Genomic DNA, 20,836 nt, shown 5'->3' on the forward strand with positions numbered 1-20,836 from the left:
GTTTAAAGGCATCGTATTCGCCCGATACGGGCGGTTGGAGGCTCCTGCGCCCCGACCGGCGTCTGCCGGGCCGACAGCCCGCGTCCGCGCCGTCAGGACCGCCACCCGCGCGCGCTCTCCGTGCTCATCACGAGGCCGCCGAGGACGACGGGCACCCAGTAGACGAACCCCCGGAAGACGACGACGCCGGCGGTCGCCACGTCGAACGAGACGGCGGAGCTCGCGGCGGCGACGAGGATGGCGAGCGTCCACTCGATGCCGCCCGCGCCGCCGGGGAGCGGCGTCACACCGGCTATCGCCCCAATAGGGACGACGAACAGCGCGATGGAGAAGGCGATGGGCGCGCCGATGGCGTGAAACGCCACCCAGAGCGCGACCATCTGGCAGAACCAGCCGAACCCCGACAGGCCGAGCGCGACCGCCAGCCCCCGCGGGTTCCGGCCGACGCGTTCGATAGAGCGGAAGAAGCCGTTGATGCGGCGCTCGATGCCGTCGTTCGTGGGCACCGACACCCGTGGGACGTATCGCGCGATGGTTCGGATGAACGGCGTCAGGGCACCGATGAGCCGGCGTTCGAGGCCGTAGCGGCGCTTCCACGCGGTGTAGACGGCCGCCGGAACGCCGACGGCGAGGGCGATGACGGCGACGAGCGCGATTTCGAGGTTGCGGCCGAGCGTCACTTCGGTGGCGTAGTAGCCCGCGCCGATGAGCGCGATGGTGATCGAGGGGACGAAGTTGATGGTGTCGACGCTGGCGATGGCCGCCAGCCCGGTCTCGTACTCGGTGTCGGTGCTCCGGGAGATGAGAAGCGCCGTCACGGGCTCGCCGCCCGCCTGTCCGAACGGGGTGATGTTGTTCGAGAACGTCGCGCCCGTGAAGATGAGAAACGAGCGGACTGTCGAGACGTTCACGCCGAGCACGCCGAGGACGGTCTTCAGCGACGCGCCCCACGCGACGAGCCAGACGAGCGTGATGGCGAGGATGGCGACCAGGTAGGTCGGCTCGGCCATCGTCACCCGGTCGACGAGTTCGTCCACGCCCGCGAAGTAGAACAGGACGGCGAAGACGACGACCGCCGCTGCGAAACCGAGCACCGTCGCGCGGAGGTTCTCGCGGGCCATTTGCTGGGGATGCGTCTACGACGGGCATTAAGTCACCGGATTCGACGGCCGAGTAACAGGTCCCGCGTCGCCGCCGTCGCGGATTCGGTCGCGTTCCCCCGGTCGGCGACACCGCCGCTCACTTTCGGATAGATGGACATTTCCGCTCCGCCCGACACGTCCCCATATGGACGAGCGTGCCGCCCTCAGACTGCTCGCCGCGGACCTGCCGGACGCCGGCGACGACGCCGCCGTCGTCGACGACCTCGTCGTCACGACCGACATGCTCCACGAGACGACGGACTTCCCCGCGGGGACGACCCGCTACACCGCCGGCTGGCGCGCCGTCGGCGCGTCCCTCTCTGACGTGGCCGCGATGGGCGCGAGCGCCACCTGTGCCGTCGCCGCCTACGCCGCCGTCGAACTCGACGAGACGGAACTCGGCGACTTCGTTCGGGGCGCGCGAGACGTGTGCGAGGCGGTCGGCGCGGAGTACGTCGGCGGCGACCTCGACACCCACCGGGAGTTCACGACGGCGACGACGGCCATCGGCCGCACCGACGACCCGGTTCGCCGCTCGGGCGCGGAGCCGGGTGACCTGCTCTGCGTCACGGGCGAACTCGGCCGGTCTGCCGCCGCCGTCCGCCTGTTCGAGGCGGGCGAGACCGACCGCGCCAACGACCTCTTTCGGTTCACGCCCCGCGTCGCCGCCGGCGTCGCCCTCCGCGGGTCGGCCACGGCGATGATGGATTCGAGCGACGGCCTCGCCCGCTCGGTCCACCAGCTCGCGGAGGCCAGCGACTGCGGCTTCGAACTCGACTTCGACGCGCTCCCCGTCCACGACGCGGTCGAGGAGGTCGCGGCCGACGCCGACGACAGACGCGACCTCGCGGCGTTCTTCGGCGAGGACTTCGAACTCGTGTTCACGCTCCCCGAGTCGGCGCTCGCGGGCGCCCGCGACGTGGCGGACATGCCGCTCACGGTCGTCGGAAGCGTCGTCGAGGAATCCGCCGACGCCGCCGTCGTCGCCGACGGCGAGCCCGTACCGGACCGCGGTTACACCCACGGCGACGAATAGCGTCGCCGTTTTCTCCGCCGTCGCGCCTCAGCCCGGAATGACCTGAACCGGCACGAGAAGGAAACACGCCGCGCCGAGGGCGAACGTGAACAGGCCGACGGCCATCCGAGCCGGTCCGAGCGGCGTCTCGTCTATCGGCTTCGCCGAGCCGTTGTAGGCGATGAACGTCGACATCAGCCCCCAGAAGAACCACAGGCCGACGGACTGGTTGAGGCCGAGGCCGCGAACGTAGTGGAGGTAGCCGGCGATGCCGAACAGGACGAGCGGCACGGCCGCCGCGAGCGACTCCTGGCGCTCGCCGAGCATCGCCCGGACCATGTGGCCCCCGTCGAGTTGGCCGACGGGGAGCAGGTTGAGGACGGTGAAGAACATCCCGACCCAGCCGCCGATGACGACCGGGTGCACGACGGTCCGGGGGTCGGCGTACTCCGTCGGCCGACCGAGCACGGCTGCGATGGCGTCGAGGAGCGGCGGGTTGTTGAACACGATGACGTCGCCCGACCCCGCGAGAACCCGGCTCGGGACGGTCATCGGTTCGAGCGAGAGGCCGATGACGGTGACGACGACGGTCGCCGCGAGCCCGGCGAGCGGGCCGGCGACGCCGATGTCGAACAGCGTCTTTCGGTCGGGCATCTGGCCGCGCATGCGGATGATGGCACCGAGCGTGCCGAACGGGAAGATAAACGGGATGAGGTAGGGCAGCGAGACGTTGACGCCGTGGTATCGGCCGACCGCGTAGTGGCCGAGCTCGTGGACCGAGAGGACGCCGAGGACGGCGGCGGTGAAGGGCCACGCCTGAAGCAACACCAGCGGGTTCGCGGTGATGTCGGACAGGGGGATGTAGTACCACGCGTACGCGCCGACGAAAAGCGTCGAGAGGACCGTCAGCGCGAACAGTGTGATGTTCTTCCACGGGATGCCCTCGACGCCCTGCGAGGCCGGCTCGACGATGACCACGTCAGTCTGCCCGAGTTCCGAGACCTGCGCTTGCACGTCGTAGCCGGCCTGCCGGAACGACGGCCAGATTTCGCGGACGAGCATCCGCTCGGGGACGAGCGACTCGCCGTAGTAGATTCGTCGGCGACCGTCTGACCGCACTTCGTGAACGTCGAAGACGGCGCGAAGTGCTTCCACCGGCGGTCCGTCCGCCGATTCGGACTGTTCCATCGACGGCAGGTAGGCGCGGGACGTTCATAAACCCCGTGACGGACCCGTCTCTGAGCCGACGGCGGCGACCGAGACGGCTCTCGTTCGGGTCGTCTGCGACTAACTTGAGAATCCGGAGCGTCGGCGAAAACGTGCGGTCGTCGCCGCGGAGCGGGTGGGCCGTCACCGGGGGAGTGTGGTGGAGCCCGTTCCAGCGGGCTTACGCGGGGGTTCGGTTACGCTGCGCCGTGGGAGGGACATCGGTTCGTCGGCGTCACGAACCGAGCGGGGCAGTCGGGCAGTCGAGTCACGTCTCGGCTTGGGTTCCGAGCGCACTCGGTGTGGGCTGTGGGGCTGTGGGTCGCTTCGGGGTCGCGTTCAGTTCGTCCGGGGACCGTCCGGGCGGTGCGCGGTGTTGGCGCTGGTGTCGGTCGGGGCCGGGGCGGGCAATGCGGGTTTCAGGCGGTCTCGACGCGCCACGTGGTCGCGCTCGTGTACGACCACTTCTCGATGGTCAGGTCCGTCGCGGAGTCGCGGAGCTTGACCATCAGTGCGCCGATTTCCTTGGGAGACAGGCCGACGTCGTCGGCGATGAATTTGCTCTTGAAGTACATCTCGCCGTCTTTCGCACGGTCGAGCAGGTACTGCTTGAGGCGGTCTTCCTTGGAGCCACTGTCGGTGGAGGGGGATACTGTTGCGCTCATCTGGTACACCTCACTTCCACCTAATGGCCTATCACCTGTTATAAAGGAAGGACCGTTGGAATTAGTTCGGCCGCTTTCAGTCTGAATCGACCCAAATGGTACATTTTAGGAATCTTCGAAACCAGCTTAGATTTTTTATAACTGATTTTGAGAGATTCTTTCTATTAAAATTATTTTGAATATATGGGGGCAAATACGCCCCGTTTTGCGCCGCCAGACGCCGCATTTTGCGGCAACAACTTCCTCAATATCGGTCGATTTTCGCGCCTTCGCGACTATCCGCGTATTCTGAATAATCCGCCCCACCTCAGCGGTCGTGGACCCAGAACTCTTCGTCGGTGGTCGTCTCCTTCTTGAATATCGGCACCTCGTCTTTCAGCCGGTCGATGCCGTCTTCGACCGTTCTGAACGCCTCTCGCCGGTGGCCGGCGAGGACGACGACGAACACGATGTCCTCGCCGTCGCCGACGACGCCCACCCGGTGGTGCATGAGGACGCGGAGGACGCCGTCGCGAGCCTCCAATTCCTCCGAAATCGCGGCCATCTTCGACTCCGCGACGCCGTCGTACTTCTCGAATTCGAGGCTGAGCGTCGGGTCGTCGCCCTCGGACTCCTTCGCGCGCACCCGCCCGGTGAACGTCGCAATCGCTCCGGCGTACACTTCGAGCGGGTCCGCCTTCGCGCGCTCGACCAGCGTTTCGAGCGTGACGTGCGGTTCGTGCGAGTCGACTTCGGCGGCGAGCGCTTCGACGTCGGCCAAGTCAGTTTCGACCTCCGCAACGACGTTCACCGCGTCGGCACCCGCGAGCGCGACGGTCGGGACGCGCGCGTCGGGGAATCCCGAGAGGAGCGCGTAGTCGTACTCCGCCGAGAGGTCGTCGAGGAGGCCGTCGAGGTCGCGGTCGTCGCCGGTTCCGACCCAGTTGCCGTCCGGCGAGAGCCCGTACGCGGCGGCGGCACCGTCTGTCGACTTCGGTTCGGTCGCGCTCTCGGGGAGCGATTCGACGGTGGCGACGCGGCCGTCCAACTGCGCGGCGAGTCGGTCGCAGAGCGTCGTCGCGCCCGCGCCGACGATTCCGAGGACGTGCATACCCGAAGGACGGCCCGCGGCGGTTTAAGATTGCTCCGTGCCGGTCTCGTCAGACTCGGCCGGCGGCTCCGTCTCGTCCATCTCTGGGCGCGGGCGGGTCCGATAGAGGTGGACGGCGAGGGCCACGCCGGCCAGACTGAGGAGCGTCGCCAGCCACGGGGCCGCCGCGCCGACGGGCGTGTCTGCCGTCGCGGGCAGCGTGTCGAACTGCCAGAGCGCCCAGCCGACCGAAAAACAGGCCACCAACGCCCAGTTGAAGACGGTCCGCCGGTCGAACTCGCCGCGCCGGTGGCGGGCGAGAATCGCCCCGAGGGCGAGCACCCAGCCGACGACGATGAGCGTGACCGTCTCCACGGTGACGAGTCGCATACCGGTAGTCGCCGCGAGAGTGGTTTAAACCCCCCGACACGGGCGTCTCGCACTTGATAACCCTTAAGATGCGCTCACGGATATCCGTGTGCAATGAGAGTCGTCATCTCCATCGGCGGAAGCGTGCTCGCGCCGGACCTCGACGCCCGACGCGTGGAGGGTCACGCCTCCGTCGTCGAAACGCTCGCGCGAGACGGGTGCGAAATCGGTGCAGTCGTCGGCGGCGGCGGCGTCGCCCGCGACTACATCGGTGCCGCCCGCGACCTCGGCGCGAACGAGGTTCAACTCGACCAGATCGGCATCGACGTGACCAGAATCAACGCCCGCCTGCTCATCGCGGCGCTCGGCTCGCAGGTCGACCCCAAAGTCGCCCACGACTACGAGGACGCCGGCGACGCCATCCGGCGCGGCGATATCTCGGTGATGGGCGGCGTCATGCCCGGCCAGACCACCGACGCCGTCGCGGCCGCGCTCGCCGAGTACGTCGACGCCGACCTGCTCGTCTACGCGACCAGCGTCGACGGCGTCTTCAGCGCCGACCCGAACACCGACCCCGACGCGACGAAGTTCGAGGAGATGACCGCCGCGGAACTCGTCGACGTCATCGGCGACATCGAGATGAACGCCGGCTCGTCCGCCCCGGTCGACCTCCTCGCCGCGAAGCTCATCGAGCGCGCGAAGATGCGCACCATCGTCCTCGACGGCACGGACCCCGACCGCATCACGCCGGCGGTCCTCCGCGGCGAGCACACGGGCACCGACATCATCCCCGAGGGCGGCGACGAACCGACCTACTGGGCTCCCTGAGATGACGACTGACGACCCCTTCCGCGGCGACGCCTCCGCCGCGGACGCGACCGACGGCGACGGCGACGCGGCCGCCAACCACCACGGCTTCTGGGCCGACGAGGTCGCCGACGAAATCGAGGCCCGCGACCCCGACGAGCCGGTCGTAATCAAGGGCGGCGTCTCGCCGTCCGGCGTGGCCCACCTCGGCAACTTCAACGAGATTATGCGCGGCTACTTCGTCGCCGAGGTGCTCCGCGAGCGCGGCCACGAGGTCCGGCAGGTGTTCACCAGCGACGACAAGGACCCGCTCCGAAAGCTCCCGCGGAAGCTCGCTGACGCCGACGGCAACATCGTCGGTCTCGGCGAGGTCGACGCCGGCGCGCTCGGCCGCAACCTCGGCAAGCCGTACACGTCGATTCCGGACCCGTTCGGCGAGGCCGAGTCGTACGCGGCGCACTTCGCGGCGCTCCTGAAGGCCGACGCCGACCGCCTCGGCGTCCCGGTGGAGATGATTTCCAACACCGAACTGTACGAAAACGGCGACTTCGACCCCGTGGTCGAACACGTCCTCGAACACGCCGACACCGCCCGCGAGGTGCTGGGCGAGTACCAGTCAAAGGTCGACGAGGACTACGTCCCCTTCAACCCCGTCTGCGCCGAGTGCGGCAAAATCACCGAGACGGTCACGGACATCGACCTCGACGCCGGTACTGTCGACTACGTCTGTACCGACATGACCGTCGGCGACAACACCATCGACGGCTGCGGCCACGAGGGGACCGCGACGTTCCGCGAGGGGAAGCTCCCGTGGCGCTTCGAGTGGCCCGGCCAGTGGCAGGTCCTCGGCGTCGACTTCGAGCCGTTCGGAAAGGACCACGCCGAGGGCTCGTGGCCCTCCGGCAAGGACATCGCCGAGAACGTCCTCGGCATCGAACCGCCGGTGCCGATGGTGTACGAGTGGTTCACGCTCAACGGCGAGGCGCTGTCGTCGTCCGCCGGCAACATCGTCACCGTCGCGGAGATGCTCGACCTGCTCGAACCCGAGGTGCTCCGGTACTTCTTCGCGCTCAACCCGCGGAAGGCCCGCGACCTCGACCTCACGCGGCTCGACCAGCTCGTCGACGACTTCGACCGCTTCGAGCGCGCCTACTTCGGCGAGGTCGACGACGAGAGTCTGACTCGCTTCGCCGAGCGCGCCTACCCGTTCGTCGTCGACGAGGTCCGCGAGGACCGGGTTCGGCTCCCGTACACGTTCGCGGCCGTCCTCGGCATGACCGACGACGAGGACCTGCGCGTCAAGATGGCCCGCAACGAGGGCTTCTTCGACGAGGACACGCCCGACGAGGTGGTCGAAGAGGCGCTCGCTCGGGTCGAACGCGCCCGCCGCTGGGCCGAGAAGATGGACAACCAGTACAACTACCGCCTGCAGGTCGAGCTCCCAGAGTTCGACTTCGAGCCCGCGGTCGAGGCAGCTCTCGACGACCTCGCGGACTTCGTCGCCGAGGGCCACGACGGCGAGGCGATTCAGGGCGAAATCTACGAGACGGCGCGCCGCCACGACATCGAGATGGGCGACTTCTTCGCCGCCGGCTACCGCCTGTTCTTCGACGCCGAACAGGGGCCGCGGCTCGGCGAGTTCCTCGGCGAGCTAGAGCGCGACTTCGTCGTCACGCGGCTCCGCCGCGAGGACTGACCTCGCCCGAACCGCGGTTCGCTGTTTGCGGTTCTATTCTCACGCTCGACGACCCGCGAGCAACGCCACCGCGCCGAGCCCCGCGACCGCGAGTGCGCCGAGCCCCGCGCCGAAGCCGGGGATTCCGGTGTCGGTCGTCTCATCGGTGGCGGTCGTCGACGCTGCGTCCTCGACGACGACGCCCTCGGCTTCCGCGAGCGCGTTCGACTCGTTACGGACCGAGACGGAGAACGTCGAGCCCGGCGGAATCTCCGAGAAGTCGAGGGTCGCCGAGAAGTTCCCGTCCTCGCCGACGATGGCCTCGCTCGTCTTGAGGAACCGCGGGCTCGTGTCGCCGGCGGACTGGACGCGGACCGAGAGCGTCGTCCCCGCTTCGAGGTCGCTCGTCCCCCGAATCGTCGCGTCTTCGGCCTGCGTGACGGTCACGTTCCCGCCGGTCGTCGCGAGCGACACCGACGAGGCGTTCTGTGCTGCGGCCGCGGTCGTCCCGCCGACGAGCGCGGCGCAGACGACGGCGGCGACGACGAACCAACGGAGTCGGATTCGTTCGAACATGCCATCCGACACTACTCGAATCCGCGAAAAATAGTTACCCGAATGTCAAATAGCTCTTTGAGTTACCGGCGGCGCGCGGGCGATGACTCGTCCGGTTTCAGTTTTCCTCGATGGCGTCTATCACGACCGCACCGACGACGGCGAGTCGCGGGTCGATACGCTCGCGGTCCACGTCGATAGTGTACTTGTCCCGGAGAGAGAACTGCTCGCTCACCGCGCCGACCGGTTCGCCGGCCGCGTCCTCGATGCGGTACGAGAAGGGAATGAGCGTCGTGAGGAGCCGTCTCGCGACCGCCATCGGGACGTTGTCCTCGACGATTCGTCCCACGACGGAGCCGTCGGGGCCGAGCAGTTGGTAGGTGTGTTTGGCGAACGAGAACGCGCCGCGTTTGACCGCACCGACGCGCTCGCCGGTCCGACTGTCGACGATGTCGTAGGCGGCCGACACGTCGAGGACGCTGTCGGCCTTGACGCGGAAGCGCTCCTCACCGGTGTCGTGGTCGTTCAGCCGGAAGTCCTCTTTCAGCTTGAACTTCTTTTGCTTCGCCGAGAGGATGGGGTCGTCGCCCTCGTAGACGACGTACTTGTTGCTGATGGACACCTTCTGTCGGACCTCGTAGCGGGAACTGTCGAACACGACTCTCGATGGTCGCCGGGGTGGCTAAAACCCTTCTGGGGGACGACTTATGTCCCCGACGCGCGTACGGACGGACGGGCTCGTTCCCCCGCGAACGACGCCTACCGCGGCCTCGCCGCACCACACTTCACATGTCTCTCATCGACTTCATCCGGTCCGTGGAGGAATCGCAAGACGAATTCGACGTCGAACTGGAGGAGTTCGACGCCGACTCCGAACAGGAAGCCGTCGACGACGAGTCCTCGGGCGGCCGCTCGTACGGCCGGCTGTTCCTCGTCGCCTTGCTCCTCGTGGGCGTCGCCTACGCCGTCTCCCGGCTTCGCTCGTCGTCCGGCGACTCCTTTACCGACATCGCGCTCGCCGCCGACGACGCCGAGAGCGAGGCGGTGACCGACGACGACGCGGCCGACGACGAAGACGCCACGGTCACCGTCGAACACGACCCCGAAGACGAGACGGAAGACGCGGCGTCCGCCGACGAAACTGACGAGGCGGACGGCGACGAAGCGGCCGACGCGGACGACGACGGCGCGGTCGAAGTCGAAATCGAGTCGCCCGGCGACGACGGCGACGAAGACGAGTAATCCCATTCGTGACGGCCGGCTGGCGGCGGCGCTCGCGGCCGCCGACGCCCGCCCGCGGTCGTCGAACAGCGGTACCGTGACCCGAACGGTGGTACCGTAACCCGAACGCCTTTTGGCCCGCGCCGCTTCCCTTCGGGCGATGAACACGCTGCTTTGGGTTCTCGCCGGTTTCATCGCCTACTCTCTCCTTGCGGCGCTGTTGCGTGCTCGCGGGATTCTCCCCGAGTACGTCCGCGTCCAAGGTCCGCTCACGACGGTCCACACCCGTCGCGGCCGCGAACTCCTCGACAGGCTCGCCGCCCCCAAGCGGTTCTGGCGGGCGTGGAGCAACGTCGGCCTCGGCATCGCCCTCGTCATCATGGCGGGGACGTTCGTCCTCCTCGTCTACCAGGCGGTCGTCATCCTCCAGAACCCGCCCGCGCCGACGCAGGTGAACCAGCCGCAGAACTTCCTCGTCATCCCCGGCGTCAACGACTTCCTCCCGCTTTCGGTCGCGCCCGAGATTCTCTTCGGCCTCCTCGTCGGCCTCGTCGTCCACGAGGGCGGCCACGGTATCCTCAGCCGCGTCGAGGGTATCGACGTGGAGTCGATGGGCATCGTCCTCCTGACGATACTCCCCATCGGGGCGTTCGTCGAACCCTCCGAGGAGAGCCAGCGCCGCGCCGACCGCGGCGGCAAGTCGCGGATGTTCGCCGCCGGCGTGACGAACAACTTCGCCGTCACGCTCGTCGCGTTCGCCCTGCTTTTCGGCCCGGTCATCGGCTCTATCACCGTCGCGCCGGGAGTCGCCGTCTCCGGCGCGTACGCCGGCTCACCGGCCGACGTGGCGGGCATCTCGGGCGGCGACCGCGTGACCGCCATCGAGGGCACGCCGGTCAACACGACGCAGGAACTCGACGCCGTGCTCCTCGCGACCGACGCGGGAACGGTGTCGGTCGAGCTCGACGGCGAACGGACCGTCTCGGTCACGCGCGAACTCGTCGTCGCCGGCTCCGTCGAAGGCAACCCCGCGAACCTCACCGTCGAGTCCGGGAGCGACCCGATTCGCGTGACCGCAGTCAACGGGACCGCCGTCTCGACGCGCGCCGGCTTCGAGTCGGCCGTCGGCGACTCGCGGTTCGCCCGGCTCGACACCTCCGCCGGCGAGCGCACCATCCCGGTCGGTGCCTACATCACGAACGTCGCAGAAGACGGTCCGCTGTACAACGCCACGGGGACGACGCAACCCCTCATCGTCTCGTCGTTCAACGGCGAGCGAATCACCTCCTCGACGGAGTTGCAGGAGGCGCTCGACCGGACCGACCCCGACCAGACCGTCGCCGTCGAAGTCTACCGCGACGGCGGCTTCGAGACGGTGCAGGTGACGCTCGGCGAGAACCCGCAGGACGGAAACGGGTTCCTCGGCGTCAACATCTTCCAGGGGACGAGCGGCCTCCTCCTGACGGACTTCGGCACGCAGGAGTACCCCGCGGGGACGTACCTCTCGCTTCTCGGCGGTGACGGCGGCGACGGCGGCGGCCTCGGCAGCGCCTTCGCCGGGTCGCCCCTCCAGCTCGTCTACGTGTCGCTCCTGTTGCCCCTCGCGTCGGTCGTCCTCGGGATTCCGAACTTCCCCGGCTTCACCGGCGAGGTCATCAACTTCTACCAGGTCGGCGGCCCGCTCGGCTTCCTCGGCGGCGGCGTCTTCATCTTCGCCAACGTCCTGTTCTGGACGGCGTGGATAAACCTCCAGCTGGGGCTTTTCAACTGCATCCCCGGCTACCCGCTCGACGGCGGTCGCATCCTCCGGACCTCGACCGAGGCCGTGGTCTCGCGACTCCCGGTCGACGACCCCCACACCGTCGTCCGGACCATCACGACCTCAATCGGGCTCACGATGCTCGCGTCGCTCGTGCTCATGATATTCGGGCCGACGCTCCTCGGCTGAGCGCCTCGGCCACCCCGGGTCGGGGTCGACTCGCCTCCCTTCGACGGTTCCCGAACCGCGAAAACGACTCGCAACTTCAATACCGGATGACTCCCTAGGCCCCCGTATGGTAGAGGCCCCACAGACCGACGAGGGCTGGTTCGCGCTGCACGACTTCCGAACCGTCGACTGGGACGCGTGGCGTGACGCGCCCGACCGCGAGCGCCGCCGCGCAATCGAGGAGGGCGTCGCGTACCTCGACGCCCACGAGGCGGTCGAGGACGCCGAGGCGGGCGCGTCCGCCGTCTTCTCCGTGCTCGGCCACAAGGCGGACTTCGTGGTCGTCCACTTCCGGCCGACGCTCGACGACATCTCCCGCGCCGAACGGCAGTTCGAGCGGACCGCGCTCGCGGCCTTCACCGAGCAGCCGACCTCCTACGTCTCCGTCACCGAGGTGTCCGGTTACGTCTCGGACGACTACTTCGAGGGTAACGAGGAGGACATCGACACCGGGCTGCTCCGCTACATCGAGGGCAAGCTCAAGCCCGACATCCCGGAGGACACCTACATGTCCTTCTACCCGATGTCGAAGCGCCGCGGCGAGGAGCACAACTGGTACGACCTCTCGTTCGACGAGCGCCGCGACCTGATGTCCACCCACGGCGACACCGGCCGGAAGTACGCCGGGAAAATCAAACAGGTCATCGCCTCCTCGGTCGGCTTCGACGACTACGAGTGGGGCGTCACGCTCTTCGGCGACGACCCGACCGACATCAAGGACATCGTCTACGAGATGCGCTTCGACGAGGTTTCCTCGAAGTACGGTGAGTTCGGCCAGTTCTACGTCGGCCGGCGCTTCCCACCGTCGGACCTCGGCGCGTTCCTCGCGGGCGACGGCGTCCCGACCAGCGAGTTCGAAGACGAGTCCCACCACGACGCGCACGCGCACGACGAGGGTGGCCACCACCACGGCGGCGACGGCCACCATCACGGCGAAGGCGACGACGGCCACCACCACAGCGACGACGGCGGCGACGAAGCCGACGACGAGGACATTCGCGGTCAGCTCGAAGACCTGAACATCTACGCCGGCAAGCCCCACGGCGAGGACGTGTACGCGACGGTCCTCTACTCTGAGGCCGACGCCGACGAGCTGTTCGACGAGGTCGAGGGCCTCCGCGGCAACTTCGACCACTACCCGACGCACGTCAAGACGGCCGTCTACGAGGCAAACGAGCGCGGTCGGGTCGCCGTCGTCTCCATCTGGGAGACGGCGTCGGCCGCCGAGACCGCCGCGGGCTTCCTCTCGGAGCTTCCCGGCATCGTCGAGCGCGCTGGCGAGGAGTCCGGCTTCGGCACGATGGGGATGTTCTACACCGTCAAGTCCGAACACCGCGGCGACTTCGTCGAGAAGTTCGGCACCGTCGGTGGCCTCCTCGAAGAGATGGACGGCCACTTCGACACGGACCTGATGGTCAACGTCGAGGACGAAGACGACATGTTCATCGCCAGCCAGTGGCGCTCGCAGGACGACGCCATGGAGTTCTTCCGCTCCGACGCGTTCCGCGACACGGTCCAGTGGGGCCGCGACGTGCTCGCGGACCGCCCGCGACACGTGTTCTTAGCGTAACTCCGCGACCATCGGGAGCGGGGTGAGGAACCCCCATCGGGGGTGACGAACCTTTTCGTCCAGGTTTTGCCAGCGAGCGGAGCGAGCGCAGGAAAAGGTGGCGTGTACGTGCTCGCGGACCGCCCGCGACACGTCTTCCTCGCCTAACGCGGCCGAAAACCAGACGCGGCTTTTTTCACGCGAGCGCGGCGCGAACGTCCCGGAACTTCGGGCGGACCTTGTCGGTACCGACGTTGTACGCGAAGTACAGCGCCACCGCGCCCATCACGACCGCCCACGCGGCGATTTCGACGTTGCCCTGTTCGAAGGTGACGAGCGCGAAGCGCTCGATGTACGCGCCGGCGAGCGAAAGCCCCGCACTCCCGAGACTGAAGACGAGAAGTTCGAGGAGCTCCGGAAGCAGGTCGACGAGTGAACTACGCATGGTCGTCCAGGACTCGGTCGAGTGTTGTGTCTCTTTTGGTCCCGGCACACGGGGTCGCCGGCGAGGCGCGCTCCGACTCCGACTCGGTCACCGGTCGCCGCGGCCGTCCCGGAGTCCGGCCAACCACCGGCTCGTCAGTTCCGCTCGAAGGCCCGCTCTCTCGCGTTTCCGGAGGGCGACTGCGACCCGGCGACGTAGCTCTCGGTCTCGACCAGTTTGTCGAGGCGGCGCTCGAACTCCTCGTCGGAGAGGTCGCCGGCCGCGTAGCGCTCTCGCAGGCGCTCGATAGCAGATTCGTCGTCAACGGGGTCGTAGGCGGCTCCGTCGGCCGTCTGAGTCCATTCGTCTTCGCCGCCGGAGTCGTCACGGAAGCGACGCAGGACGCGCCGCCCGCCGTAGGCCACTACCGCCGTCGACGGGGCGACGGCGAGGAACCAGACGACCGCGAGATGCGCTTCGAGCCCCGCCATCAGCGCGATGAGCAGTATCCACACGCCGGTGACCACGCCCAAGAGCGGTGGACTTCGGGCGACGACGCGGGCCTCGAGGGAGAGTGCCGAACCGAATCGTTCGAGGACCATCGGTCGAAGGTGTCTCTCGAAATACAAAAAACTGCGTGAGCGGGGCGGGTTAGTTTCCGTTGCCGTTGCCGTCACTGCGTCCCGGATTGTCGTCGTTGTCGTTTCCGCCGCTCCCGCGGCTGGGACCGCCGGTACCGTTCCCCGGGTTATCGGCGTCGTCGCCGTCGGGGTCGTTCCCGTGGCCGCGGTCGTCGTCCTCGGGCGTGTAGACGTACAGGCAGTCGTTCTTGTACGAGCGGCCGAACTGGTCGGCGTCCTCGCAACAGAGCACGCGGCCGTCGTCCATCACGGCGAGGTTGTCGACGTTGATGAGCGCGTCGTCGGCGACGGCGGCGGGGTCGCTCGCGTCGGGGCCGACGATGACGGGTTCGAGCGTCGAGACGTTGTAGTCGGACTCCAGTTCCGCGCGGTAGACGACGCCGCCGTCGACCCGCTGGAGCTGGAGTTCGCCGGTGGCGTTCGACATGTCGTCGTTGAGTTCGGAGATGCCGAAGTAGACGTCGTTGCCGGGTTCCGCGCCGTCGACGCTGTCGATGCCCTCGGCCTTGTTGAACTCGATGGTCGCGCCGATTTCCTTCGCGGCCGCCCGGGTTTCGAGGAACGGGACGTGCCGGAGGTCGTCGTCCACGCCGTCGGGACCGTACCACTCGTACTGCTTGCCCCACTCCACGATTTCCTCGTCGGTGACGTAGTCGCGGTTGCCGTTCTCGACGACCTCCCTGTCGGCCGCTTCGAGGAGGTCGGCGGTCACCTCGTCGCCTTCGGACCAGTCGGTGTGAGTTCCGAGGTAGTCGGCCTGTGTGACGTCGTCGTACTCCGCAATCCACGCCGCGACCTCGTCGTTGGTGGCGTGACCGAGCTTCAGCCACTCGAATTCGAGGTCTACGTCGGCCGGGGGCGCGGCCTCGGCCTCGTCGTCGTTCGTCACGAGCGGGGCGTAGAGCGTCCCGGCGAGGCCCATCGGGTCGTCGTAGCTCGGAATCGGCTCGTCGGCGACGAACTTGTAGACGCCCTTGCTGTCGCCGTCGGAGGCGAGGTAGACCGTCCGCTCGTCGGACTGCACGTCCGGACACTCCCAGGCGGCCCGGCCCATGACGTAGTACTTGACGGGTTCGGGGGTCTCGGCGGCCGGTTCGCGGAAGTCGACGATGTAGCCGTAGCGGTACGGGTTCGGGTACACGTCGCCGATGGGCGTCAGGTCGTTGCCGTCGGCGGATTGGTTGACCGGCTCTGCGCCGAGGTAGTACGCGAGGAGTTCGACGCCGGCGACCGCCCAGTAGCTCTGGACGAACCACGAATCGTCATCGTAGTAGTCGTCGACCGCGGACTGAATCTCGGTCGGGTTCGGTCGGTTCCAGAACTCGTGTGCGCCGCGGAGTCCCTCGCCGGTGCCCTTCTCGACGATGTCGCTCACGGTCGCGGTCAGCGAGACGCGCGGGTGGGCGTAGTTCTCCTCGGCCGACAGCATCGTGTTCCACGGGCTCAGGTCGCCGTAGCAGTTGATTCGCGTCCCGCCGAGTTCGCGGAGCGCCTCGGTGTTCGCGAGGTTCAGCGCGTTTTTGAGGTCGGCCTCCCACGAGCCGTCGTCGTCCTGACTGAGTGGAATCCGCGAGACGTTGCCCGGACTCGCCTCCCAGTTGGTAAACAGATAGCCCTCGGTTCCCTCGTCGTTCGTGGCGACGAACTGGTTGCAGTCGGGGGTGTAGCCGGCGTCGGCGTACTTCGACCCGCTGAACTGGCCGCTCGTGATGTTCGTCCCGTCGGGGGTCTGTGGGACGCCGAGGAGCTCCGACCCGCCGTTGATGGCGTCGCCTTCGCGGGCCAGCATCTCGTAGTCGCCGGCGGCGGACCGGACCGCGCGCCGCTCTTCGTTCGTCTCGGGCGTCGATAGCTCGTCGAAGTCGCTCTCGCCGTCGAACGAGAACTGGAAGCCGGAGAAGTAGCCGATGGCCGCCTTGTCGTAGGGCGCGGGGTTCTCGCGGTCGGGGTGCTGGAGGCTGTAGAGGAGCGACCCGTCGTCGAAGACGAACGGCCCCGTCACCTCGGCCCCGAACGCCGTCGTCGAAAAGCGCTTGAGCTCCCCCCGCACGAGCGGTGCCCGCGGCGTGTTCGGGTCGTCGGGTTCCGCCGCCTGACCGACGCCTGCCACGCTCGCTCCCAGCGCGGCGGCGACGGACGATGCCATGAGAGTTCGTCGAGTGAAGTCGACCATGCGACCGAAGAAGCGAAACCGGCCCCCGTGTAGGTTTATATGACAACAGGGTTGCAATACTGTCCGGAAGAGAGCGGTCTGTTGATTATATATCGGTCCTGACTTGACACCCGACCGACGCGTCGTCCGCGACGGAGTTCCCCTCGCGTTCGAGCGCCTCGACTCCCTCCCGAATCTCCTCGGCCCGTCGTCGGACGGCCGCGGCGTAGCGCTCGATTCGCGCCCGTTTTTTGCCGTAGAACGACGCCACCCAGTCGGCGTCGGCGTAGGGTTGCGTCAGAAAGTACGCCGCGAGCGTATCGCGGCCCGCTTGGATGACTTCGGGCGGCACGCCGCGGTCGCCCGTTCCGGCCTCGACGAACCCGTTCACGTCGAAGTACACGTCGGCGTAGAGCGCGGCGGTGTCAGGGTCGTCGAACTCGCGGCCCGCGTGGTCGGGGGCGCGGAAGCCGTACCGGCGACCGTCTCCGTCCGGGTCGTCGTACTCGACGATGCGGACGCCCAACGGGTGGGTTCTGTACGCGCGCTCCGACTGCCTCTCGGTGGGATGGGATGCTGAATTCGACATGTTCGAGCGGGTCGGCCCGGCGCGAGCGCGCCGCGGCGACCGTACCGGTCGAGTTCGGCGGCGGCGGTGTAGTAGGCTGCTAAGTGCGATATATATCGAAAGGGAGCCCTCGTGAGCGTCAGAAGTGAGTCGCGACAGAACGGAACGTCACCGAGGTCGACCGCGGACGCGCCGTTAGCGCCCGTTTCGGACGTAGTCCACAGCGCCGACGACGCCGGTGAGGAGCGTCAGCGCTATCCAGCGACCGGCGTCGTCGCCGCGCTTCTTGGCGTCGAGGCTGACCAGCCACGCGAGCGCGACGTGGGCGACCGCGGTGACGCCGAGGAGGGTTTTCAGGCGACCCATCAGGCTTCGTTGCGCGCGCCTTTCGCGACGCGCTTGTCGAGGCCGGCCGCGCGGATGTCGTCCCCGTCGACCGACGAGCGGAGCGCGTCCATGCCGTCGAAGCGGTCGATGCCGAAGTTGTCCGCGTACAGTTCCTCGACGCGGGTTAGCTCCTCGTCGGTGAGCTTCGGCACGTCGGAGGCCTTCGCCCACTCGTCGATGTCGTCTTTCGTGCGGAACGTCGGCGTGACGGCCGCGGTCTCGTCGTAGCCGAGGAGGTAGGCGATGGACGCCTGCGCCATGGTCCGCTCGCCGTCGCGTTCGAGGAAGCGGAGTTGTTCGAGCTTCTCCCAGCCCGTCTCGTACCACTCGTCGGGGCGGAAGCCGCGGTGGTCGCCGGAGCCGAGTTCGGTCTCGGGGCGGACCTGCTCGTTCAGGAGGCCCGAGGAGTGCGGCACGCGGGCGATGAGGCTCGTCGAGGAACCGGTCTCGCGGATGGTGTCGAGGAAGTGGTTTCCCACGTCCTGTTCGAAGGCGTTCCAGACGATTTGGAGCGCGTCGAACTCCTCTTCGATGGCCATGTCGCCTTCGGCCAGCCAGCCGATGGAGGGGCCGAGCGCCCAGCCGGTGGCCTTGATGAGGCCCTCCTCTTTGAGTTCGTCGAGGGCTTCGAGCACGTCGGGCGTGACTTCGTCGACGTTCGCGTTGTGGAGTTGCAGGAGGTCCACGTACTCCATGTCGAGGCGTTCGAGGCTCTTTTCGGTCGCCTCGCGGACCCACTCGCCGGTTATCTCCTTGGGGAGTTCGCCGTGACCGGCCTGCGGGTTGTTGTAGAAGTCGTAGCCGATTTTGGTGGCGACGGTGACCTCGTCGCGGTAGTCGGCGAGCGCTTCGCCGACGACCTCCTCGGAGTGGCCGTGGCCGTACACGTCGCCCGTGTCGAAGAAGTCGATGCCCCGGTCGATGGCGTGATGGAGCATCTCGATGGAGTCTTCGTCCGAGCGGTCGCCCCACCAGTCGGTCCCGACGACCCACGCACCGAAGCCGACCTCGCTGACTTCGATTCCGGAGGTGCCGAGTTCGCGGTAGTGCATGGCCGGCCCTACGGATTGGGGCGACTTATTGGGTGTGTTTTGTTTCCGTCTCGTGGGAATCCCCGGCGTGGGCGGCGCTCGCGTCCCGCGCTCGGCCTCCGGGCGCTGTGTGAATTTGCTCGCCACCGAGTGAATCCGCAGATTCATGCACGGTGATGCCGAACCACGCCAGCAATGGACGTGATCCCGGTTCGAGTCGGATTTCTCTTCGCGACCGAACTCACGGAGGAACAGCGAGTGGCGTTCGAGTGGGCCGAGTCGATAGCGAGCGTCGAAACAATCTCCCTCGACGCCGTCGCAACCGGGGAGACCGACCTTTCCGAGTTCGACGTGCTGTGGTGGCATTCTGACCGCCACGTCGACGCCGACGTGCGTGCCCTCGCGGCCGAGTGTGTGCCCGCACTGGACGCGTACCTCGCCGACGGCGGCGGACTCCTCCTGACGCTCAACGCCCTCTCGGCGGTCGACGCGCTGGGAATCGACCCCGTCGCGCCCGACGCGGTCGGGACCGAGAACTCGCCGCACCCGACCGGACTGCTGACGAAGTCCATCCACGCGGACCACCCGCTGTTCGACGGGTTCGATACGCTGGGCGTCCACCTCCAACCACCCGAAGCGCCGCGCCCCTTCGCCCGGTACGAACACGTCCTCCCCGAGAACGGGCAGGTCCTCGCCAGCACGCTCCACGGCGACGACTTCCTCGTCGCGCTCAAGTCCGTCGTCGCGTGGGACCGCGGCGCGGGCGCGGTCTACGGTATCGGTGCCGAAGTCGCCTTTCTCACCCACCACGGCAACGACTTCGAGACGATGGGCGCGAACGAACACCTCCTCCGCAACGCGCTCGCGGTCCTCGGCGGCCCCGCCCACCGCAGACCGGCGTTCACCGACCGCCCCGCCGACGCCGAGGGGTTCGCCGCGATGCGCGAGCGACTCGGCGACGACCATCTCCGACCCCGGTACCACCTCGCCGGCCCCGCAAACTGGCTGAACGACCCGAACGGCGTCATCCAGCACGACGGGACCTACCACCTGTTCTACCAGTACAACCCCGGCGGACCGTTCCACGGGTCGATTCACTGGGGCCACGCGACCAGCGAGGACCTCCTGCACTGGACGGACCGACCGGTCGCGCTCGCGCCGGACCCGGACGGTCCGGACCGCGACGGCTGTTGGTCCGGGTGCGCCGTCGTCGACGACGAGGGCGTGCCGACGATTATCTACACGGGCGGCCGCGACCACCACCAGCTTCCCTGTCTGGCGACGACGAGCGACCCGCTGCTCCGGTCGTGGGACAAAGCGCCCGACAATCCCGTCATCGAGACGCCCCCGGACGACCTCGACATCCTCGGGACCGACGACTGGGCCGCGGAGTTCCGCGACCACGCCGTCTGGAGGGTCGGCGACGACTGGTACCAGCTCATCGGCTCCGCAATCGCGGCGGTCGGCGGCGTCGCGCTCCTCTACCGCTCGCCCGACTTGCGCGAGTGGGAGTACGTCGGCCCGCTCCACTCCGGTAGCGAGGGTCACGGAACCGTCTGGGAGTGTCCGGAACTCCTCGACTTCGGCGACCACCAACTGCTGCACGTCTCGAACTACGAGGACGTGCGCTACTTCGTCGGCACCGCCGACCTCGACGCCCCGGAGTTCGCGGTCGAACGCGAGGGCCTGCTCGACTACGGCGACTTCTACGCCCCGCAGTCGACCGTCGTCGACGACGGCCGGACGCTCGCGTGGGGGTGGGTCAAAGAGACCCGCGGCGTCGACGCGCAGTGGCACGCCGGCTGGTCCGGGTTGCTCTCGCTCCCGCGCGAGCTTTCGGTGAACGCCGACGGCGAGTTCCGACAGCGACCCGCCGGAGAACTCGCCACCCTCCGCGGCCGTCACGTCGAACTCGACGCGAGCGCGCTCGACGCCGACGAGCACGCGTCGCTCGACCTCTCGGGCAACGCCTACGAACTCGCCGTCGACGTCGCGGTCGACGGCGACGGGGCGTTCGAACTCGGGCTGTTCGAGTCGCCGGCGCTGGGCGAGCGGACCGTCCTCCGGTACGACGGCGACCGCGTCACGGTCGACCGCGGGCGGAGCACCCGAGCCCACGACGCGGACCGAGAGCCCCGCTCGATGCCCGTCGAAGGCGAGTCGGTGTCGCTCCGCGTGTTCGTCGACTGTTCGGTCGTCGAGGTGTTCGCCGACGAGCAGCGCTGTCTGACGACTCGGGTCTACCCGACGCGCGCGGACGCCGACGGCGTCTCGGTCACGGTCCGACGCGGCGAGGGCGGCGGTCGGGTCGACGTCCGCTCGCTCGACGCGTGGGAACTCGACGCGACGTTCGAGGCGCGAAAACGAGAGTGA

The 20,836-nt window shown here is 67.9% G+C and carries 20 protein-coding genes; 7 read left to right on the forward strand and 13 right to left on the reverse strand.

The features are described 5' to 3' along the window. Nucleotides 1–92: 92 nt before the first annotated feature. Nucleotides 93–1,121, reverse strand: coding sequence for a lysylphosphatidylglycerol synthase transmembrane domain-containing protein (locus tag C5B91_RS07585; RefSeq protein ID WP_008096559.1), 1,029 nt, complete (start codon nucleotides 1,119–1,121; stop codon nucleotides 93–95). Between the two features lie 166 nt (nucleotides 1,122–1,287). On the opposite strand from C5B91_RS07585, the gene thiL reads away from it, so the two are divergent. Further along, nucleotides 1,288–2,178: a thiamine-phosphate kinase gene (gene thiL, locus C5B91_RS07590; protein ID WP_115819759.1), complete on the forward strand. Its 891-nt coding sequence runs from the start codon at nucleotides 1,288–1,290 to the stop codon at nucleotides 2,176–2,178. A gap of 27 nt (nucleotides 2,179–2,205) precedes the next feature. Here the strand turns inward: thiL and C5B91_RS07595 are convergent, their stop codons facing one another. From C5B91_RS07595 to C5B91_RS07610, 4 genes are all read right to left on the reverse strand, one after another. Next, entirely contained in the window at nucleotides 2,206–3,345 is a 1,140-nt protein-coding gene (locus tag C5B91_RS07595) for a site-2 protease family protein (RefSeq protein ID WP_115819758.1), read from the reverse strand. A gap of 437 nt (nucleotides 3,346–3,782) precedes the next feature. After that, a complete protein-coding gene (locus tag C5B91_RS07600; RefSeq protein WP_008096551.1) occupies nucleotides 3,783–4,028 on the reverse strand; it encodes a hypothetical protein in 246 nt (81 codons plus the stop codon). Nucleotides 4,029–4,335: 307 nt separating this feature from the next. Then, entirely contained in the window at nucleotides 4,336–5,118 is a 783-nt protein-coding gene (locus C5B91_RS07605; RefSeq protein WP_049967402.1) for a molybdopterin synthase, read from the reverse strand. Nucleotides 5,119–5,142: 24 nt separating this feature from the next. Further along, nucleotides 5,143–5,487, reverse strand: coding sequence for a hypothetical protein (locus C5B91_RS07610; protein ID WP_008096547.1), 345 nt, complete (start codon nucleotides 5,485–5,487; stop codon nucleotides 5,143–5,145). A gap of 93 nt (nucleotides 5,488–5,580) precedes the next feature. Here C5B91_RS07610 and pyrH point away from each other — a divergent pair, with 93 nt between their 5' ends. Then, nucleotides 5,581–6,294, forward strand: coding sequence for a UMP kinase (pyrH, locus tag C5B91_RS07615; protein ID WP_004976409.1), 714 nt, complete (start codon nucleotides 5,581–5,583; stop codon nucleotides 6,292–6,294). A 1-nt stretch (nucleotide 6,295) separates the two neighbouring features. Beyond that, complete coding sequence (lysS, locus tag C5B91_RS07620) at nucleotides 6,296–7,969, forward strand: lysine--tRNA ligase (protein ID WP_008096544.1); 1,674 nt, start codon at nucleotides 6,296–6,298, stop codon at nucleotides 7,967–7,969. 39 nt (nucleotides 7,970–8,008) lie between these two features. Here the strand turns inward: lysS and C5B91_RS07625 are convergent, their stop codons facing one another. Both C5B91_RS07625 and C5B91_RS07630 read right to left on the reverse strand, forming a co-directional pair. After that, entirely contained in the window at nucleotides 8,009–8,524 is a 516-nt protein-coding gene (locus C5B91_RS07625; protein ID WP_115819757.1) for a BGTF surface domain-containing protein, read from the reverse strand. 97 nt (nucleotides 8,525–8,621) lie between these two features. Then, nucleotides 8,622–9,161, reverse strand: a complete 540-nt coding sequence (locus C5B91_RS07630; RefSeq protein WP_008096540.1) for a hypothetical protein — start codon at nucleotides 9,159–9,161, stop codon at nucleotides 8,622–8,624. A gap of 131 nt (nucleotides 9,162–9,292) precedes the next feature. Between C5B91_RS07630 and C5B91_RS07635 the strand changes: the two genes are divergently transcribed. The 3 genes from C5B91_RS07635 (at nucleotide 9,293) to C5B91_RS07645 (ending at nucleotide 13,281) form a co-directional block, all read left to right on the forward strand. Further along, nucleotides 9,293–9,745 carry a hypothetical protein gene (locus tag C5B91_RS07635; protein ID WP_115819756.1) on the forward strand — a complete coding sequence of 151 codons (453 nt, stop codon included), beginning with the start codon at nucleotides 9,293–9,295 and terminating at the stop codon, nucleotides 9,743–9,745. Between the two features lie 139 nt (nucleotides 9,746–9,884). Further along, nucleotides 9,885–11,672: a site-2 protease family protein gene (locus tag C5B91_RS07640; protein WP_115819755.1), complete on the forward strand. Its 1,788-nt coding sequence runs from the start codon at nucleotides 9,885–9,887 to the stop codon at nucleotides 11,670–11,672. A gap of 106 nt (nucleotides 11,673–11,778) precedes the next feature. Continuing rightward, nucleotides 11,779–13,281: a heme-binding protein gene (locus tag C5B91_RS07645; RefSeq protein ID WP_049967404.1), complete on the forward strand. Its 1,503-nt coding sequence runs from the start codon at nucleotides 11,779–11,781 to the stop codon at nucleotides 13,279–13,281. A 175-nt stretch (nucleotides 13,282–13,456) separates the two neighbouring features. On the opposite strand, the gene C5B91_RS07650 is transcribed toward C5B91_RS07645, so the two are convergent. The 6 genes from C5B91_RS07650 to C5B91_RS07670 all read right to left on the reverse strand — a co-directional run bounded on the left by C5B91_RS07650 (nucleotide 13,457) and on the right by C5B91_RS07670 (nucleotide 18,484). Next, nucleotides 13,457–13,705: a hypothetical protein gene (locus tag C5B91_RS07650; RefSeq protein ID WP_008096533.1), complete on the reverse strand. Its 249-nt coding sequence runs from the start codon at nucleotides 13,703–13,705 to the stop codon at nucleotides 13,457–13,459. A 134-nt stretch (nucleotides 13,706–13,839) separates the two neighbouring features. Further along, nucleotides 13,840–14,286, reverse strand: a complete 447-nt coding sequence (locus tag C5B91_RS07655; RefSeq protein ID WP_115819754.1) for an SHOCT domain-containing protein — start codon at nucleotides 14,284–14,286, stop codon at nucleotides 13,840–13,842. A 49-nt stretch (nucleotides 14,287–14,335) separates the two neighbouring features. Then, entirely contained in the window at nucleotides 14,336–16,498 is a 2,163-nt protein-coding gene (locus C5B91_RS07660) for an alkaline phosphatase PhoX (protein ID WP_115819753.1), read from the reverse strand. An 85-nt stretch (nucleotides 16,499–16,583) separates the two neighbouring features. Further along, a complete protein-coding gene (locus tag C5B91_RS07665; protein ID WP_049913677.1) occupies nucleotides 16,584–17,066 on the reverse strand; it encodes a hypothetical protein in 483 nt (160 codons plus the stop codon). 174 nt (nucleotides 17,067–17,240) lie between these two features. Next, a complete protein-coding gene (locus C5B91_RS22360) occupies nucleotides 17,241–17,411 on the reverse strand; it encodes a hypothetical protein (RefSeq protein ID WP_004976399.1) in 171 nt (56 codons plus the stop codon). Continuing rightward, nucleotides 17,411–18,484, reverse strand: a complete 1,074-nt coding sequence (locus C5B91_RS07670; RefSeq protein ID WP_008096529.1) for an aldo/keto reductase — start codon at nucleotides 18,482–18,484, stop codon at nucleotides 17,411–17,413. The genes C5B91_RS22360 and C5B91_RS07670 overlap by 1 nt, the downstream gene beginning before the upstream one ends. Before the next feature lie 174 nt (nucleotides 18,485–18,658). Here C5B91_RS07670 and C5B91_RS07675 point away from each other — a divergent pair, with 174 nt between their 5' ends. Continuing rightward, a complete protein-coding gene (locus C5B91_RS07675; protein WP_115819752.1) occupies nucleotides 18,659–20,836 on the forward strand; it encodes a GH32 C-terminal domain-containing protein in 2,178 nt (725 codons plus the stop codon).

This window comes from Haloferax sp. Atlit-10N (genome assembly GCF_003586325.1).
Lineage (GTDB): Archaea > Halobacteriota > Halobacteria > Halobacteriales > Haloferacaceae > Haloferax > Haloferax prahovense.